The 16,115-nt window shown below is 61.8% G+C and carries 16 protein-coding genes; 5 read left to right on the top strand and 11 right to left on the bottom strand.

Annotation, left to right across the window (positions count from 1 at the left end):
• The first annotated feature begins 85 nt into the window (after window positions 1–85).
• The 4 genes from MHY87_RS08125 to MHY87_RS08110 all read left to right on the top strand — a co-directional run bounded on the left by MHY87_RS08125 (window position 86) and on the right by MHY87_RS08110 (window position 3,895).
• Window positions 86–1,240 (top strand): aminotransferase, encoded by a 1,155-nt coding sequence (locus MHY87_RS08125; protein WP_239350924.1) that lies wholly within the window; start codon window positions 86–88, stop codon window positions 1,238–1,240.
• 114 nt (window positions 1,241–1,354) lie between these two features.
• Window positions 1,355–2,440 (top strand): polyamine ABC transporter substrate-binding protein, encoded by a 1,086-nt coding sequence (locus tag MHY87_RS08120; RefSeq protein WP_239350923.1) that lies wholly within the window; start codon window positions 1,355–1,357, stop codon window positions 2,438–2,440.
• A 145-nt stretch (window positions 2,441–2,585) separates the two neighbouring features.
• Entirely contained in the window at window positions 2,586–3,305 is a 720-nt protein-coding gene (locus MHY87_RS08115; RefSeq protein WP_239350921.1) for an SIMPL domain-containing protein, read from the top strand.
• Window positions 3,306–3,490: 185 nt separating this feature from the next.
• On the top strand, window positions 3,491–3,895 hold the full coding sequence (locus tag MHY87_RS08110; protein WP_239350920.1) for a hypothetical protein: 405 nt from the start codon (window positions 3,491–3,493) through the stop codon (window positions 3,893–3,895).
• A 10-nt stretch (window positions 3,896–3,905) separates the two neighbouring features.
• Here the strand turns inward: MHY87_RS08110 and MHY87_RS08105 are convergent, their stop codons facing one another.
• The 10 genes from MHY87_RS08105 to MHY87_RS08060 all read right to left on the bottom strand — a co-directional run bounded on the left by MHY87_RS08105 (window position 3,906) and on the right by MHY87_RS08060 (window position 12,905).
• Window positions 3,906–5,897: a methyl-accepting chemotaxis protein gene (locus MHY87_RS08105; RefSeq protein WP_239350919.1), complete on the bottom strand. Its 1,992-nt coding sequence runs from the start codon at window positions 5,895–5,897 to the stop codon at window positions 3,906–3,908.
• 76 nt (window positions 5,898–5,973) lie between these two features.
• Window positions 5,974–6,432, bottom strand: coding sequence for a PTS IIA-like nitrogen regulatory protein PtsN (gene ptsN / locus MHY87_RS08100; RefSeq protein WP_239350918.1), 459 nt, complete (start codon window positions 6,430–6,432; stop codon window positions 5,974–5,976).
• A gap of 82 nt (window positions 6,433–6,514) precedes the next feature.
• Window positions 6,515–7,093: a ribosome hibernation-promoting factor, HPF/YfiA family gene (gene hpf, locus MHY87_RS08095; protein WP_239350917.1), complete on the bottom strand. Its 579-nt coding sequence runs from the start codon at window positions 7,091–7,093 to the stop codon at window positions 6,515–6,517.
• Between the two features lie 93 nt (window positions 7,094–7,186).
• Window positions 7,187–8,614 (bottom strand): RNA polymerase factor sigma-54, encoded by a 1,428-nt coding sequence (rpoN, locus tag MHY87_RS08090; RefSeq protein ID WP_239350916.1) that lies wholly within the window; start codon window positions 8,612–8,614, stop codon window positions 7,187–7,189.
• Between the two features lie 114 nt (window positions 8,615–8,728).
• On the bottom strand, window positions 8,729–9,583 hold the full coding sequence (gene lptB / locus MHY87_RS08085) for an LPS export ABC transporter ATP-binding protein (RefSeq protein ID WP_239350915.1): 855 nt from the start codon (window positions 9,581–9,583) through the stop codon (window positions 8,729–8,731).
• Window positions 9,584–9,631: 48 nt separating this feature from the next.
• Entirely contained in the window at window positions 9,632–10,237 is a 606-nt protein-coding gene (locus MHY87_RS08080; protein WP_239350914.1) for an LptA/OstA family protein, read from the bottom strand.
• Window positions 10,234–10,995, bottom strand: coding sequence for an LPS export ABC transporter periplasmic protein LptC (gene lptC / locus MHY87_RS08075; protein WP_239350913.1), 762 nt, complete (start codon window positions 10,993–10,995; stop codon window positions 10,234–10,236). The genes MHY87_RS08080 and lptC overlap by 4 nt, the downstream gene beginning before the upstream one ends.
• Before the next feature lie 105 nt (window positions 10,996–11,100).
• On the bottom strand, window positions 11,101–11,715 hold the full coding sequence (locus MHY87_RS08070; RefSeq protein ID WP_239350912.1) for a ribonuclease D: 615 nt from the start codon (window positions 11,713–11,715) through the stop codon (window positions 11,101–11,103).
• Window positions 11,716–11,813: 98 nt separating this feature from the next.
• Window positions 11,814–12,368 (bottom strand): hypothetical protein, encoded by a 555-nt coding sequence (locus tag MHY87_RS08065; protein WP_239350910.1) that lies wholly within the window; start codon window positions 12,366–12,368, stop codon window positions 11,814–11,816.
• A 96-nt stretch (window positions 12,369–12,464) separates the two neighbouring features.
• On the bottom strand, window positions 12,465–12,905 hold the full coding sequence (locus MHY87_RS08060; protein WP_239350909.1) for a response regulator: 441 nt from the start codon (window positions 12,903–12,905) through the stop codon (window positions 12,465–12,467).
• 310 nt (window positions 12,906–13,215) lie between these two features.
• Between MHY87_RS08060 and MHY87_RS08055 the strand changes: the two genes are divergently transcribed.
• A complete protein-coding gene (locus tag MHY87_RS08055; RefSeq protein ID WP_239350908.1) occupies window positions 13,216–13,767 on the top strand; it encodes a sigma-70 family RNA polymerase sigma factor in 552 nt (183 codons plus the stop codon).
• A 43-nt stretch (window positions 13,768–13,810) separates the two neighbouring features.
• Here MHY87_RS08055 and MHY87_RS08050 read toward each other — a convergent pair whose 3' ends face one another.
• A complete protein-coding gene (locus MHY87_RS08050) occupies window positions 13,811–15,895 on the bottom strand; it encodes a PQQ-dependent sugar dehydrogenase (RefSeq protein WP_239350907.1) in 2,085 nt (694 codons plus the stop codon).
• Between the last annotated feature and the right edge of the window lie 220 nt (window positions 15,896–16,115).

Below are 16,115 nucleotides of genomic sequence, written 5' to 3'. Positions count from 1 at the left end.
TTCACGTATCGGAAAACAGGTTCAATCCCGGCGCTTTTCCATGATACGAAGCGCATCGACCAATGCGATTGCTTGAGGATCCGGCATGAACCGTCTGTTCGCGAACCTGCCCACCACCGTCTTCGAGGTCATGTCGAGCTTGGCCCGGGAGACCGGCGCGATCAATCTCGGCCAGGGCTTCCCGGACGATCCGGGGCCGGAGGACGTGAGGCGCGCTGCCGCCGATGCGGTGCTGAACGGCTACAACCAATATCCCTCGATGATGGGCCTACCTGAGCTGCGCTCCGCCATCGCCGCCCATTACAAGCATTGGCAGGGTCTCGATCTCGATGCGAATACCGAAGTGATGGTGACCTCAGGCGCGACGGAAGCGCTCGCGGGCGCGATCCTCGGCATCGTGGAGCCGGGCGACGAGGTGGTTTTGTTCGAGCCCATGTACGACGCCTATCTGCCGCTGGTGCGGCTTGCAGGCGGCGTTCCGAAATTCGTGAGCCTCCAGCCGCCGCATTTCCGGCTGACCGAAGAGGCGCTTGCAAAAGCCTTCTCGCCCAAGACCAAAGCGGTGGTGTTCAACAACCCGCTCAATCCGACCGCGACCATCTTTTCGAACGAAGACCTCATGCTTCTCGCCGAGTTCTGCCGCAAGTTCGATGCCATCGCGATCTCCGATGAGGTCTGGGAACACGTAGTGTTCGACGGCGCCAAGCATCAGCCGGTGCTGGGCCTTCCCGGCATGCGCGACCGCTCGGTGAAGATCGGCTCGGCCGGAAAGATCTTCAGCCTCACGGGCTGGAAAGTGGGCTTCGTGGCGGCTGCCCCGCACATCATGAAAGTGCTGGCGAAATCGCACCAGTTCCTCACCTTCACCACGCCGCCCAACCTTCAAACAGCGGTCGCCTACGGGCTTGCCAAGGACGACGCCTATTTCGAGGACATGCGCAAAAGCTTCGCCCGCAGCCGCGACCGCTTCACGGATGGCTTGCGCACCCTCGGCTTTAACGTGATCCCGAGCCAGGGCACCTACTTCCTCAACATCGACATCACGCCCTTGGGTGAAACCGATGACGTCGCCTTCTGCCGCCGCCTCGTCACCGAGCACGGCGTCGCCGCGATCCCCGTCTCCGCCTTCTACGCGGAAGGCGCGGTAAAGAACGTGGTGCGCTTCTGCTTCGCGAAGAAGGATGCGACACTGGATGCAGGCCTGGAGCGGCTGGCGGACGTGGTGAAGCGGGCTGTCTGAGGAACGGACAGGAATGGGCCCAAAGCAGCCTTGACGCGGCGGCCAAGAGGACTTCAAGTAAGCGCCTAGCCGCTCACGGCTTTTTCTCACTTTCTCTAGGAGTTCCCTCCCCTGATGATCCGTCTTCTCGCTTCGGTTGCTTTGGGCCTTGGCCTTGTCACCGCCGCCGCCGCTCAAGAGCGTGTGGTCAACGTCTATAACTGGTCCGATTACGTGGACCCCAAGGCGCTGGACGAGTTTACGAAACAGACCGGCATCAAGGTGGTCTACGACACCTACGACAACAACGAGATCGTCGAGACCAAGCTTCTGGCCGGCAAGTCTGGCTACGACATCGTGGCTCCGTCCGGCCCCTTCGTGCAGCGCCTGATCGGCGCCAAGGTGTTCCAGAAGCTCGACAAGTCGAAGCTGCCGAACCTCGCCAACCAATGGCCCGAGGTGACGCAGCGCCTCGCCGTGTTCGATCCGGGCAACGAATATGCCGTGAACTACATGTGGGGCACCACCGGCATCGGCGTGAACACGAAGAAGGTGAAGGAAATTCTTGGCGATATGCCGCTCAACACCTGGGACCTCGTGTTGAAGCCCGAGATCGCCTCGAAGCTGAAGGCCTGCGGCATCTACATGCTCGATAGCCCTGAGGATCTCTTCCCCGGCGTTCTGGCCTATCTCGGCCTCAACCCGGATTCCAAGAAGAACGAGGATCTGACCAAGGCGGGCGACGCCCTGTTCCGCGTTCGCGGCAACATCCAGAAGTTCCACTCCTCCGAATACATCAACGCGCTCGCCAACGGCGATATCTGCGTGGCGGTGGGCTATTCGGGCGACATGATCCAGGCCCGGAAGCGCGCCGAGGAAGCCAAGAACAACGTCGAGGTCGCTTACGTGATTCCGCGCGAGGGCGCGCTCATGTGGTTCGACAGCTTCGTGATTCCGGCGGATGCCAAGAACGTGAAGGAAGCGCACGAGTTCATCAACTTCATGATGAAGCCCGAAATCGCCGCCATGAACACGAACTACGTGTCCTACGCTTCCGGCAACCTCGCTGCCAAGAAGGATATTGATCCGGCGATCATCAACGATCCCGGCATCTATCCGGACGAGGCCACCATGAAACGCCTGTTCACCAACACGGCCTATGACGAGCGCTCCCAGCGCACCGTCACCCGCCTCTGGACCCGGGTGAAGACGGGCCGTTAATCGCCCGCTCAGGTTTCATCCGGCAAAGATGCAACGCCCTTTCAACTCCGCCTCCGGGCGGAGTTGTCGTTTAAGCAGGCATCGGACCTAAAAGTGGATTTGCACTTTTGGGATCAATCCGGTGCCCTAGGAAGGACGTTTCATCATGCGCCTCGCTCTCGCCGCCGCTCTTGCGCTTGCCCTCGCCGCTCCGGCCCTCGCCCAGACACCCGCTCCGCGCCAGCCGACGATCAGCGTCATGGGAACGGGCGAGGCCGAGCTGAAGCCGGATTTCGCCACTATTTTCGTCAGCGTGGAAACCAAGGGCGATACGGTCGCCCAGGCGTCTTCCGCGAATAGCGCGGGAACGGAGCGCGTGCTCGCCCGCATCCAGAACCTCGGCATCAAGAAGGAAGACATCCAGACCGCCAATTTCCAGGTCTTCCAGACGCCGATGCAGGTCGGCCCCGACGGCAAGGAGATCAAGCAGCCCAAATTCTCCGCCAATCATCAGCTGCGCATCAAGACCCGCAACATCGATGGGGTCGGGCAGCTCGCGGGCGAGATTCTCGCCAGCGGCGACATGACCTTCCAATCCGTCTCGTTTGGCCTCGACCGCCAGGAGGAAGGCGGCGACAAGGCCCGCGAAGCCGCCGTGCGCGACGCCAAGCGCCAGGCCGATGTCTATGCTGCCGCTGCGGGCGTCGCTCTGGGCCGTCTCGTGGAGATCCGCGACGGTTCCGCCCAGCCTGTCGAGCCTTATGCGAACATGCGGATGGAAATGAGAGCAGCAAAGAGCCCCGAATCCGTCCCGCTCGTGCCGCCCGCCACGATCCGCTACACGGCCAACGTGCAGCTCGTCTGGGAGCTGGCGCAGAAGCCCTGATCGAGTTGGCTCTTCGCTCGGGCAATGGTGAGGTGAGCCGCATCGTGGTACATTGACGGCTCGTCCCTTGAGCCGATCGATCCGGTCGCCTCGTCCATGCCCCGGTGACGCCTGCCGTCGCGCAGGATCGGCTCCTCTCTTCGCAAAGCGGGTCAGCCCGCACGAGCCTGCAGGAGATCGACCCGATGACGAAGACCGTCACCTCTCTTTTTCACAGCGAGCGGCACGCGATCATTGCTGCAAGCCGTCTCGAGCAGGCCGGCATCCCAAAAGCCGAGATCGACATCTGGACCGCTCCGATCAACCTCGCCCCTCTCCTGGAGGATGAGGGCGTGTCACGGGCCGACGCCCATGCCTATTCGGAGGGCGTGATGCGCGGCGGCTCCGTGATCATCGTAAGCTGCGCCGATCACGATGTCGGCAAGGTCGTCCAGATCCTCGATGACGAGGGCGTGCTGGACCTCGACGAGCAGCGGGCCTCCTGGCAATCGGAAGGCTGGGAAGGGCCTGAGGCTCCTGCGCGAAGCGATGAGGCCGGTCACGGCAGGGTCCGCATCCAATCCAGAGAAGACAGGCCGATCCGCGAGTAGCGCGTCAGCCTCAGGCGGCCCTGACGCTGCTGAGAAAAAGATGAATCTCGCGGCCGAGACGCTCTGCCTGTTCGTCCAGAGCAGTGGAGAGATGCGCAACGGTACGGGCCGCATCGAGGGAGTGCACGGCCACGTTCTCCGTGGTCTCGATGGCCGATGCTCCCGCCTGCGCCTCGGATGACACCTGCGCGACGGAGCGCGCGATTTCCGACACGGCGACAGTCTGCTGGCTCACGGTTCCGGCAACCGTCGACACGACGCCCGCGAGATCATCTACGGATGCCTGCACGGAGCCGAGTGCCACGAGTGTTTCGCGGGAAGCTGCTTGAACCGCCTCGATCTGACGCGCGATTTCTTCCGTCGCCTTCGCCGTCTGACCCGCCAGATCCTTCACCTCGCTTGCCACCACCGCAAAACCCTTGCCGGCCTCGCCCGCGCGCGCCGCTTCGATGGTGGCGTTGAGCGCGAGCAGGTTGGTCTGCGAAGCGATGGACCGGATGAGATCGGCCACCTGCCCGATATGGGATGTGGCTTGCGCCAGAACCGTCATGCTGTTCGAGGCCTCGCGCGCTTCCGTGACCGCGCGCTGGGAGGCTTCAGTCGAGGCATTCGTTTGAGACGCCACCTCTGCAAGAGATGCATCGAGTTCCTCGGCCGCGCTCGCCACCGCCGCGATGTTCTGCGACGTGCGCGAGGAGGCGGAACCCGCCACCTGTGCCTGCTGCGTCACTTGATTGGCGGAGCCTTCCAGCTCACCGGATGCCGTGGTGAGATCCCCCGTGGCGCGGCGCACTTCGCCGAGGATCTGCTCGATGGTTGCATCGAAGCCTGCGATCGCATCGGAGATGGTTTGCGCGCGCCGGGCCTCGAAAGCTGCTTGCCCCTCGCGCTCCTGCGTCAGCCGCTCGCGCTCGCGGGCATTGTCGCGGAACACCAGAACCGTGCGCGCCATGGCGCCGATCTCGTCGGATGCGTTGGTGGAGGGAACCTCGATGGCTGCATCGCCATCGGCAAGGCGCTTCATGGCTTGCTGCAGGCGGGCGAGCGGCAGGGATATCGAGCGCCCCACAAAGACGTTGAGAGCTAAGCCCAGGACGAGAGCGATGCCCATGGCCCAGAGAATCAGCGTGAAGGTGCGTTGCTGCGAGGCCGTGAGGGCATCGTCCGTCCGCTCCGCTTCCGCACGGACCTTCGCCTTAAGCTGTTCGAGAACCGGCACGAGCAGGTCGAACTGACCTTTCAGGCGCTCGCCCTGGCCGGAAACCTGCTGCTCCAGCTCGGTCCAGGCATTGAAGGCCGTCTGGTAGGTTTCGCCTGCCTGCTGAATGGAGGCCTTCTCGGCGGCAATCTCCTCGGGCAGCTGCGCCAGGGCGCGGGTGAAGCGGCCCTGATCGACCTCGAACGCGCCGAGCAGACTCTCATCCATGACGAGGCGGGCGCGGGCCTCCTGCCTGAACAGGCCCAAGGTGGCGGCCCATAAACGCAACGAAGCCGGTTCGCCGCTGCCGATGAGCGGCCTGACCAGCTTTTCGAGGTTATCTTCCGAGGCGAGCAGGCGTCCTAGCGCGCCCTCATTCGTCTTGTAGCCGATGGCGGTGTAGAGCTTGTCGAGGGCAGCGCCCTGCTCGATGAGGATGGCGGAGTGCTGCTGAAGCTCCTTCACCTCCGCTTCGATCAAAGACGCACCGGGCGCCGAGCCGATCTCCTGGAGCTGGGCAGCGAGGGCTTTGTGCTGGTCGAAGAAGGCCTGGCCGTGATGGCCCTGGCGGGTGGCAGTCCATTCCAGCGCGACGGCTTTCAGAGAATCCGCCCGGCCCCGGAACTGATAGGCCTTGTCAGAGAGAGCGAAATAGGTCTGCTGGGTTTCGAGAGCGCTTTCCACCTCGCTCCGGCCCGCCTGAAACACGGCGCCAATCACGGCAAACCCCACCACCATGATGCCGCTCAGGGCCGCGACGCGCACCCTGACAGACGGCCAACGCAACCCGGCACGAGTCGGCATTGTCCCGAATCTCCCTCTCTCTTTGGGGCAGGACAATAGTCAGGCTGGCTTGCGCGAAGTTTGCGTTTTGAAGGCGTCAGGCCGCCTTCGGCAACTCGGTCATGATGGCGTAGAGGGCAGCCGCGTCCTTGGTGGCGCGCACCCGTTCGATGAGGCCGGGCTCACGCAGCACCCGCGCGACGCGGGCCAAGGCTTTCAGGTGATCCGCCCCTGCCCCTTCCGGCGCCAGGAGGAGGAAGAGCACATCCACCTGCTGGGCGTCGAGGGCCTCGAAATCGACCGGCTTCTCGAGCCGGGCGACCAGGCCGAAGATGTGGGTGAGACCCGGCAGCTTGCCGTGCGGAATGGCGATTCCCTCGCCAATCCCGGTGGAGCCGAGGCGCTCGCGCTGAAGAAGGGCCTCATAGATGGCGTTCTCGGGCAAGCCCGTGAGCTTCGCCGCATGGGTGGCCAGCTCCTGAAGAGCTTGCTTTTTGCCGCTCACGCGCAGGGCGGGAAGAACGGCCTGGGGGTCTAGAAAATCCAGCAAGGGCATCGATCACGCTGCATTAGAGTGTGAAGCCTCAAAGGCCTCTCACCGTTCCAGGCAAAAACCAGGCCAAGAAGGGTAATACCTATCAAGGCTGAGCGGGAGTTGGGTCGACCCATCCGATCGCCCCGTCGCCGCGGCGGTATACGACGTTCACGCGGCCGGTGCTAGCGTGGATAAACACGAGAACGGGCACTCCCGTCAGATCGAGCTGCATCACCGCGTGGCTGACCGATAAGCGATGAAGCGGCTTCGTGGTTTCCGCAATCACTACAGGGTGATAGCCGGAATCCTCGACAGCCTCGTCGGTGGGAGCCTCGAACACGGCGTAGGGGGCTTCCAGGCCTGTATCGCGCCCGTCGCCGTTGGGATTGGCGTGTTCCTTGAGCCGCTGCTTGTAGCGGCGCAGGCGCTTTTCGATGCGAATCGCTGATTGATCGAAGCTGGCATAGGCGTCCTGAGCGGCACCCGATGCCTCGATAGTGATTCCCGAGGTCAGGTGGAGCACGCAATCGGTGCGAAAGCCGGTGCCGTCCCGGGCCACCGTCACATGGCCGGAATAGCCGCCGTCGAAGTACTTCGACAGGGCGGTCGCCACCCGATCCGTCACCTGGGAGCGAAGAGCCTCGCCGATGTCGAGATTTTTGCCGGAAACCCTCAGCGCCATTGACGACCTCCCTCTCTTTTACGCCCATTTGCACAGGACTGATTGAATCCCATGATGATCCGAACGGGCGGCAAAGCAAGCGTCTTTCAGGCTTTACAATATCCTCAAGCGGTGCCTCCTCCGGCGCTCGGCCGAGGAGGGAATGCGCAAGGCCTCGCGATATTTGGCGATGGTTCGGCGAGCGACCACGATGCCTTCCGCCTTCAATTGTTGGGCAAGTGCCTCATCCGAGAGCACATCGTCCGGCGCCTCCGCTTCGATCAGCTGGCGAATGCGGTGACGCACGGCTTTTGCCGCATGCTCCCCCTCGCCCGTCGCGGCGCTGAGAAAGAACTTCATGGGATAGGTAACGCCACCTGCTCCGATGGCCTTGTTGGCCGCAACCCGGGAGATCGTGGACTCGTGCATGCCGATGGCCTCGGCGATACTTCTCAGGGTCATGGGTCGCAATGAGGCGATGCCCTCCCGGAAGAAGGCCTCTTGCTGGCGCACGATTTCGGTCGCGACCGTCAGGATGGTCTTCGCCCGCTGGTCCAGGCTGCGGGTGAGCCAGCTGGCGGATTGCATGCAATCGGAGAGGAAGCTCTTGTCCTCATCCTTGCGCACGGCTTTCGCGACCTCAGTGTAATAGGTGCGGTTGAGCAAGATGCGCGGCAGCGTGTCGGGATTGAGCTCAACGATGAAGCCGCCATCGGCTGAAGGCCGCACCAGCACATCGGGCACGAGCACGTCTATGGGAGCCGCCGTGAAGGCAAGGCCTGGCTTGGGCTCCAGGCGGCGAATCTCGGCGAGCATGTCGACGAGATCCTCCCGGTCGACGCCGCAGATCTTCTGAAGCGTCGCGAGATCCTGTTTTGCCACGAGATCGAGGCGCGAGAGCAGAGCCTGCATGGCAGGATCGAGCCGGTCGCGCTCCCGCAGCTGGATCTCCAGGCATTCCTGCAGATTGCGCGCGCCGATACCGGAGGGCTCGAAGGTTTGGATCAGGCGCAACGCGGTTTCGGCCTGGTCCGGAGAAATACGCAAGCGTTCCGCCAGATCTGCCAAATCCTCGGTCATGTATCCGGCATCGTTGAGAGCATGAATCAGGTGCCGCGCGATCTCGCGCAAGGACGCATTGGCGGATGCCAGGTCGAGCTGCGCTTCGAGATATTCGGTCAGGCTCTGTACACCGGCAATCGTGGCCTCGAGTTCAGGCTGCAGCTCCGAATGCGCGGAGGCTGCACCTTGAGAGGAGGCACCCGCTGCGCTTTCCGTTCGCGATGGCGGCGGCCCGGGGATCATGCGTCCACCGGTCTCGGCATATCTCTGCTTGGCGCGCAGGAAATCCGCGAGGCTGGGAAGCGGCGCATCGCCGTTCGCCTCCGCTTCCTGCAGGAGCGGATTGCGTTCGAGCTCGGCTTCCACATAGGCCGCGAGCTCCGCATGGGAGAGTTGCAGGAGCTTGATGGACTGAACGAGCTGGGGCGTCATCGTCAGGGACTGCCCCTGGCGCAACTCAAGCCGCTGAATCGAACTCATGGACGGCAGCTCATTGGACAGTACCCGGCGAAGATCGGGCATGCTTCTTGCATGCCCTCTGCTTTTACCGCGCCGTCGACGGCTCCGTCAAAAGACAGATCGTCCTACCTTCGCTTAGAGACGGAAATCCTCGCCGAGATAGAGACGGCGCACTTCCTCGTTCGCGACGATGGCGTCCGACGTTCCTTCCGTGAGCACGCGGCCGGAATGGATGATGTAGGCGCGATCGATGAGGCCCAGCGTCTCGCGCACGTTGTGGTCGGTGATCAGCACGCCGAGGCCGCGGCGGGTGAGGTGCCGCACGAGGTTTTGAATGTCGCCCACCGCAATCGGATCGATGCCCGCGAAGGGCTCGTCGAGCAGCATGAAGGTGGGCTCGCCCGCGAGCGCGCGAGCAATCTCGCAGCGGCGGCGCTCGCCGCCCGACAGCGCGATGGAAGGCGCCTTGCGCAGACGCGTGATGTTGAACTCGTCGAGCAGCGCATCGAGCTTTCGCTCGCGCTCCTTGCGGCTCGGCTCAACGATCTCGAGCACGGCGCGGATGTTATCCTCGACGGACAGGCCGCGAAAGATCGAGGCTTCCTGCGGCAGGTAGCCGATGCCCAGACGCGCACGGCGATACATGGGCAGGCCCGTCACATCATGCCCGTCAAGGCTGATGACGCCGCGATCGGCCTGCACGAGGCCGGTGATCATGTAGAAGATCGTGGTCTTGCCCGCGCCGTTGGGTCCGAGCAGGCCCACAGCCTCGCCGGCGCGCACGTTCAAGCCCGCATCCTGCACGACGGTGCGGCCGCGATAGCTCTTCTGCAGACCTTTGACGGCGAGAATGCCGGGTCCGCCGAACACGCCCGTATCGCCTAAGCGACCGAAGCCATGCGGCGACGGCCCTGCCGCTTGGCGGGCCAAGGTCGTCGTGTCCGCAGGAACGGATTGAGGGCGGTTGAAGAAAGGCTTCACGGAATCCATCGCTAAAAGGAGAAGGCCAGACGATGCGCCAGCCTCATCTCGAGAATGTTACGGCTTGGGCTTGGCGTTGCCGGCACCCGTCGGAGCCGGCGCGCCTTGTCCGGGAACGAACAGGGCCCGCACGCGGCCACCGGGCTTGGTATCGATGCTCGCCACACCCGTGTTGATGTCATAGGTCACACGCTCGCCGCGGGTCACGTTGGGACCGTCGCTCAAAGCTGCGTTGCCGTTGAGCAGGATTTTGTTAGCGCCCCGGTCGAAGGTGGCGTTGTCGCCGGTGGCCACCTGCGTGCGGGACACGATGGTGACCGGACCCTTGCAGTCGATCTTCTTGATCGCGCTCTCGCTGGGACCCTGCGGGGTTGCTGCGGCGGGTTGCGCGCCGCCCTGGTTCTGCTGCTCGTAAAAGACGGTCATGGCCGTGCACTTCATGGTGCTTTCGCCCTGAACGGCCACCACGTCGCCGGAGAAGACCGCGCGTCCTTCCTTGTCGAACACATCGAGCTTGTTGGCGTCGATCTTGATCGGCTCCTTGCTGGAGCCGAAATTGCCGAAGCCGACGGCGCGCTCCTTCGAGGCCTGAGCCCAGGCGGCGGATGTCGCTGCCGGGAGGAGAAGCGCGAGAGCGAGCGCGGAGCGGGCGAAACTCATCATGGACGGACACTTGTCGGTTGAGCCGCCTTGGGGGCGGCAGGAGAAGAGGCGGGATTAGCGGAGCCCGTATCGGCAGGAGCGGCAGGCTCGGAAGATTTCGCGGGCAGGAAGGTGGTGCGCACGCGTCCCCTGAAACTCAGGATCTTGCCGTTATCGGTGACCCGAAGCCCCTCGGCCTCGATCTGGCCGTTGCCTCCGAGGATCACGGTCACGGGCTCGTTCGACGTCACGCCGCCGGATTTGAAGTTCACGAAGGCGGAGCGCATGTGGACCTCCTGGCCGCCATCCGTCCGCACACGGACGTTCTGGCGCAGGTTCATCTGCTCCTTCTGCGTGTCCAGAATGCCGATATCGGCTTCGAGCCTGGCTGCGCTGCCCTTGTCGTCGGTGACGATGCGGGCGCGCAGATCCTTGAGCTCCACGAAGTTGGGCTTACGCACATCCTGTGTGGCGGCGCTGGCGGTCACCTCATAGGGCCGGTTGTCGTTCTTGAAGCCGGTGAGCTTGGGCGCTTCCATGGTCACGTTGGTGCCGTTGACACCAATGGAGCCGAAGCTCAGATCATCGATCTGCCGGAAAGGCTCGAAATAGGCGAAAGCCGCCACGGCAGCCATCGACAGGAGGGAGCCCAGGGGAATGGCGACCTTTGCCAACCGCACCCAGCGGGAATGACGCCGGGCCTTGTTGAAGGCGCGCGAGCGCGTAGCCGACCCCGAGGCCGGGCCACTCTGCATCGTGGTGCCCTGAAATCCCGCCACGCTCAATCCAATCCCTTGCGTCCCATCACGGTCTGGCGCCATGCCTGACGGTAATGGCGATGTTATGACGGATATGGGGTTTATGCGGGAAAGTTTAAGTCTGCGTCAACTATGGGCGAAAATGTCGGTCTCGGGCCAGCCGAGGAGATCGAGCTGCGCCCGTGTCGGCAGGAACGAGAAACATTGATGGGCAATCCCGAGCCGGTTCTCCCGCTCAAGCCGCAGGTCGAGCTTTTCCTTGAGGGCATGAAGATGCAGCACGTCGGAGGCTGCATAATCAAGCTGTGCCGGAGTGAGGGTATCGGCGCCCCAATCGGAGGATTGCTGCTGTTTGGACAGTTCCACTCCGAGGAATTCCCGCACCAGGTCCTTCAGCCCATGCCTGTCCGTATAGGTGCGCACCAGCCTTGAAGCCACCTTGGTGCAATAGACCGGCCGCGGCATCACGGCGAAGGCATGAAAGAGCACGGCCAGATCGAAGCGGGCATAATGAAAGATCTTGAGCACGCTCTCATCCGCCAAAACACGGATCAGGTTTTCGGGGCGGGGGCCATCCTTCAGGATCTGCACCACGTCGGCATCGCCGTCGCCCTTCGAAATTTGCACCACGCAGAGCCGGTCACGGTGCGGGTTGAGGCCGAGCGTCTCGGTATCGATCGCGATGGCGGAGCCGGGCTGATAATCCGCGGGCAGGTCACCGCGATGAAAGCGTATTGTCATGAAAGGCAAGTTACCTGAAAAGCCGCTACCGCTCTAGCTCGTCTTAAGCCCCGCTTCAACGATCATGAAAGCCCCGCACGAGGCGGGGCTTTTGAGGCTCAGTAACAGACCCGTACCCGTTGCCAGACACGGTGACCGTAGCGGTTGACCACACGCCTGCGCTCCAGCACGCAACGGGGTCCGTAATAGGCCGGCGCATAATAGCCCGGCCCATAATAATAGGGGTTCGCTAAGGCGCCGAGGGTAAGGCCGCCGATCAGGCCCGCCACGGCCGCGCCGCCATTGTAATAGCCGCGGTTGTAATAGCCGTAGGGGTAGCCCCCGTAATACCGCCGCCCGTAATAAGCAGGCCGATAGGAGCGCCCGCCGTAATAGCCGGATCGATAATAGGGACGCCCTGCATAGGCTCCGCCGTAAGAGCGCGGACCGGCATATCTGGGTCCGTAGGAACCACCTCGGAAGCTCGGGGCTACTGGGCCGCCGCCCGAAGGAGGAAGGAAGCGGCCTCCACCTCCCGGACCGCCTCCAAGACTGGGCGAAGGGGGAATGCGTGGGGGGCCTACTTGTTGGGCTGAAGCCGGGCCGGGATCGAACATTGCGACGCCACTCAGCAGAAAAGCGGAGGCCATCAAGGCCTTGAACTGAATACGCATAGCGTCCTCCAGGACACGATATGCGGGAAAACGGCGTTTCGTGTGCCGATGTTCCGTTTTGACCCCGTTTGCATCGGGAGCCGTCAATACACGCGCCTATGATGGCATCATCGCGGTTCGGAGAGTATCCGCCAAGGTTTCACGGCTGACCGGCTTCTCAAGCCAGGGCGCGTCTCGCAATTCAGCCGGCGCGGCCTCATTCGGAGGCAATCCGGAATAGACTACAAAGGGGATGCCCCGGCCTTTCAGTGCGCGGGCGATCTCCAGCGATGTCCCGTCCTTGAGCATGATGTCGAGAAGGGCAATGTCCGGGGCGTCGCTTTCCAGCCAGTTCAGAGCCTGGGCGATGCTCATGAAAGGGCCCTCGACCGCGAACCCGGATTCTTCAAGGGAGGCCTCAAGCGACATCCCGATGAGAGCCTGGTCTTCGACGATCATGCAACGCGGTAAAGGCATGGAATTTTTCTGACCTGTCATTGGCAACACTGGGCAGGTGGCTCGAACCAGATCGATGAAAAAGGTCTTGAGGCGAATCACTCCTGGCTCAGCGCATGCCTGACCTTCGATTGCCTTAAATGTCACTGCATTCACTTATGTAAGTCTGTAGCTTGGGAAAAGCTTAACGATCTCAAGGTGAAACTCTTCCGCAAAAATAGGTTCGATTCATGCCGCAATGGACTGACTCCTCAACTGCTCTCCGGATTGCGATATCTTGCCGACGCTCTTCGTCACCTTACTCTCTGGCCGTCGAATTTTGCCGATAAAGCAGCCAGGCCTCACATAAGTTAATGCGCCCATCCGCCAAGAAGCGTCTGCTCGCGGGTTCTGGGATCGGAAGGGACACCGTATGGCGGCTGAAACACCCCTTAAGGAGCAGATGCTAGCCGCGATCCCTCATTTGCGCGCCTTTGCCATCTCTCTCTGCGGCAGTGTGGACCGGGCCGACGACCTTGTGCAGGGCGCCCTTCTGAAAGGCTTGAGCAATCTCGACAAGTTCCAGCCCGGCACCAGCATGCAGGCTTGGCTCTTCACGATCTTGCGCAACGATTTCCTGACCCAGGCCCGCCGCAGAAAGCGCGAGGTTGAGGATCCGGAAGGCGCATGGGCCGAGAAAGTCGCCGTGCTGCCGGAGCAAGGCTCGCGCCTCGATTTTGCGGACATGCTGAAAGCCCTCAGTCAACTTCCCCTCGATCAGCGCGAAGCGCTTCTGCTCGTGACGGCGGAAGGATTGACCTACGAGGACGCGGCACGCATCTGCGGCACGAATATCGGCACCATCAAGAGCCGCATCAACCGCGCGCGCCGACGGCTTGCCGAGTTGATGAACTTCGACGCGCATGACGATCTCGGCCCCGACCGTCTCGTCAAGGCCGCGCTCTTCATGCACATGTCGGCTTGAGAAACACCGCCGCTTTCAAGAAGCGGCGGTGCATTTCATTTCATCAAAGGATGAAGTTCTCGGCGCTCAGATTGTGAATGCCCGAAAGGCGGATCATGCCTTCGGCCTCAAGATCCGTATCGGTGTTGAGATAGACCAGCGTTTCGCTGCCCGCCGTCTCATAACGAACCTGACCGGCCCTGGTGAAAGCATCCGTGCCGATGAAGACGAAAGCCTGGGCACCGTCACGATCTTCCCGGGCATCGATGTTCAAGAGACTTAGCAGGTCGCCCTGAGCCTCGTTGAAGTCGAGGACAATGTCGGCCTGCGCCGTCACGATGCTCGTATCCGTTGTCGCAAGCCACACGAACGTGTCGGCGCCGGTACCTCCCGTCAGGCGGTCCATTCCTGCACCGCCTTCCAGCTTGTCATCCCCCGCTCCACCATAAAGACGATCGTTTCCGGCGTCGCCATGCAGATCGTCATTGCCTGTGCCGCCGTTGATCTGATCATCTCCACCGAGTCCGCGGATGATGTCGGCTCCAGCAAGACCTGAGAGAAGATTAATTCCCGCATTGCCGGAGATCTGATTATCAAGCTTGTTGCCAGTCAGGTTGATGGCGGCCGTGCCGGCCGTGTTCGTCGTCCAAAGCACTTCGACGGACATGGCATCCGTGAGAGCATAACTCACCTTGGTCTTGATCGTGTCCTTGCCTTCGCCGGTCTTCTCGACAACCACATCCTTCACATCGTCGACGACATAGGTGTCATTGCCGCGTCCGCCGAGCATGCGGTCCTGGTCCGCGCCGCCATCGAGGGAGTCGTTGCCGCTCATGCCGTTGAGGGCATCGTTACCCGTGCCGCCGAAGACCGTGTCGTCGCCTGCGCCGGAATAAACGACATCGTCGCCGCCTCCCGCGTCGATCAAATCCGCCTCATCGAACGACGTTGTTTGCGGCGTCAGCGTCATGAGATCCCCGAGCGCCGTGGCCATGTAGAGATTTCCAAGCGCATCCTCACCGAACACGAGGGGGCTGCGCAGCCGGCCGAAATCATCCTCGATGTCCAGGGTAATATCGGTCACAGGCGGTCGCACTGAATCGCCAACGCCCATGGTCCAAACTTTGTGCTTGTTGTAGTCGCCGAAGAAATACTGACCGTGAAAAGCGTCTTCCTGTCCGCGATAAACATATCCGCCGACAACAGTGGTTCCAACGCTGCGCGTATAAGCGTGGATGGGATTGGTGTAGTCCGGGTATTGCGCTTCATTGAAATATCCTTCGGTTTGGCTCCATCCATAATTGGCGCCGGACCGAATAAGATTGATCTCCTCCGCTTTCATCTCGCCGACATCGGATACGTAGAGTTCGCCCGTCGCCCGGTCGAAGCCTCCTTTCCATGGATTGCGGAGGCCCGCGGCGAAGATGCCGGTGCCTGAGGCATCGCCCGCAATGCCTGCAATGGTACGCGGATTGTCCGCAGGGACGGCGTAGTTCCGACCCGGATCGTCGGGGAAGTCGTCGCCATGAACGTCGAGGCGCAGAACCTTGCCGAAAGGATTGTCGAGCCGCTGTGCATTCGCTCCAGACTGAGCATCGCCGACGGCGACATAGAGATATCCGTCCGGTCCGAAATCCATCCACCCGCTCCGGTGCCGGTTGGTGTCTTCCGGAAAGTCGATTGTCTTGACGATATGCTTGCTGCCTGGATCGATCGCGTGAGGATCGTCGGCGGATGTGGTGTAGCGGCGGATTTCCACGTCACCCGAGTGAGTGCTCATGTAGACGTAGACATAGCCATTATCGTCGTAGTTCGGATCGAAGGTGAACCCGAGCATGCCCTGCTCGCCCGTCATCGGCACTTCCGACGAAACATCGAGGAAGGGTGCAGCCTTGGCCTGGCCGGTCGCGATGTCGAGAACCTTGATGATCCCGTTCCGTTGAACGATGAACATATGATCCGGATCGTTCGGCGGGGCGGACATGGCCAGAATAAGCCCCGGCCATGCGAAGCCCGACGCAACCTTCGTCGCCTGGATCGAGGCGGTCTGGGAATCATGGGACGTGAAGCCGTAAACGATCTCAGCCGCTTCGGTACCCAGAAGCGAGTTCGATCCATTGTCACCGTTAATGACGGTTCTGTTTGTCATGGGCATTTCCTTGTACTGGATGCCCCCACGACCTTGGCGATAGCATAGAAACGATATTTTCCTACATTATACGTTATATCTAATCACTTAGGGTTATTGACTTTCCCTTAGGGAGTTCGATTCATTATACATTTGTAATAGTGTTTATATATTTTAAGTCGCTGTAATATTTACGAAATAACCTTTGCCTTAGTCGGCTGAGGCCCACAGAAAATGGACG

Source organism: Microvirga sp. ACRRW (assembly GCF_022346925.1).
In the GTDB taxonomy this organism is placed as follows: Bacteria; Pseudomonadota; Alphaproteobacteria; order Rhizobiales; family Beijerinckiaceae; genus Microvirga.
This window is presented reverse-complemented; position numbering and strand designations above follow the sequence as displayed.

Bases quoted from the DNA above. Each gene is read 5' to 3' on its own strand.
- MHY87_RS08120 (WP_239350923.1), top strand. From the start codon at position 1,355: ATGATCCGTCTTCTCGCTTCGGTTGCTTTGGGCCTTGGCCTTGTCACC.
- ptsN (WP_239350918.1), bottom strand. From the start codon at position 6,432: ATGCCCTTGCTGGATTTTCTAGACCCCCAGGCCGTTCTTCCCGCCCTG.
- hpf (WP_239350917.1), bottom strand. From the start codon at position 7,093: ATGGCGCTGAGGGTTTCCGGCAAAAATCTCGACATCGGCGAGGCTCTT.
- MHY87_RS08125 (WP_239350924.1), top strand. From the start codon at position 86: ATGAACCGTCTGTTCGCGAACCTGCCCACCACCGTCTTCGAGGTCATG.
- MHY87_RS08070 (WP_239350912.1), bottom strand. From the start codon at position 11,715: ATGACAATACGCTTTCATCGCGGTGACCTGCCCGCGGATTATCAGCCC.
- MHY87_RS08055 (WP_239350908.1), top strand. From the start codon at position 13,216: ATGGCGGCTGAAACACCCCTTAAGGAGCAGATGCTAGCCGCGATCCCT.
- MHY87_RS08115 (WP_239350921.1), top strand. From the start codon at position 2,586: ATGCGCCTCGCTCTCGCCGCCGCTCTTGCGCTTGCCCTCGCCGCTCCG.
- MHY87_RS08080 (WP_239350914.1), bottom strand. From the start codon at position 10,237: ATGATGAGTTTCGCCCGCTCCGCGCTCGCTCTCGCGCTTCTCCTCCCG.
- MHY87_RS08050 (WP_239350907.1), bottom strand. From the start codon at position 15,895: ATGACAAACAGAACCGTCATTAACGGTGACAATGGATCGAACTCGCTT.
- MHY87_RS08105 (WP_239350919.1), bottom strand. From the start codon at position 5,897: ATGCCGACTCGTGCCGGGTTGCGTTGGCCGTCTGTCAGGGTGCGCGTC.
- lptB (WP_239350915.1), bottom strand. From the start codon at position 9,583: ATGGATTCCGTGAAGCCTTTCTTCAACCGCCCTCAATCCGTTCCTGCG.
- MHY87_RS08065 (WP_239350910.1), bottom strand. From the start codon at position 12,368: ATGCGTATTCAGTTCAAGGCCTTGATGGCCTCCGCTTTTCTGCTGAGT.
- MHY87_RS08110 (WP_239350920.1), top strand. From the start codon at position 3,491: ATGACGAAGACCGTCACCTCTCTTTTTCACAGCGAGCGGCACGCGATC.
- rpoN (WP_239350916.1), bottom strand. From the start codon at position 8,614: ATGAGTTCGATTCAGCGGCTTGAGTTGCGCCAGGGGCAGTCCCTGACG.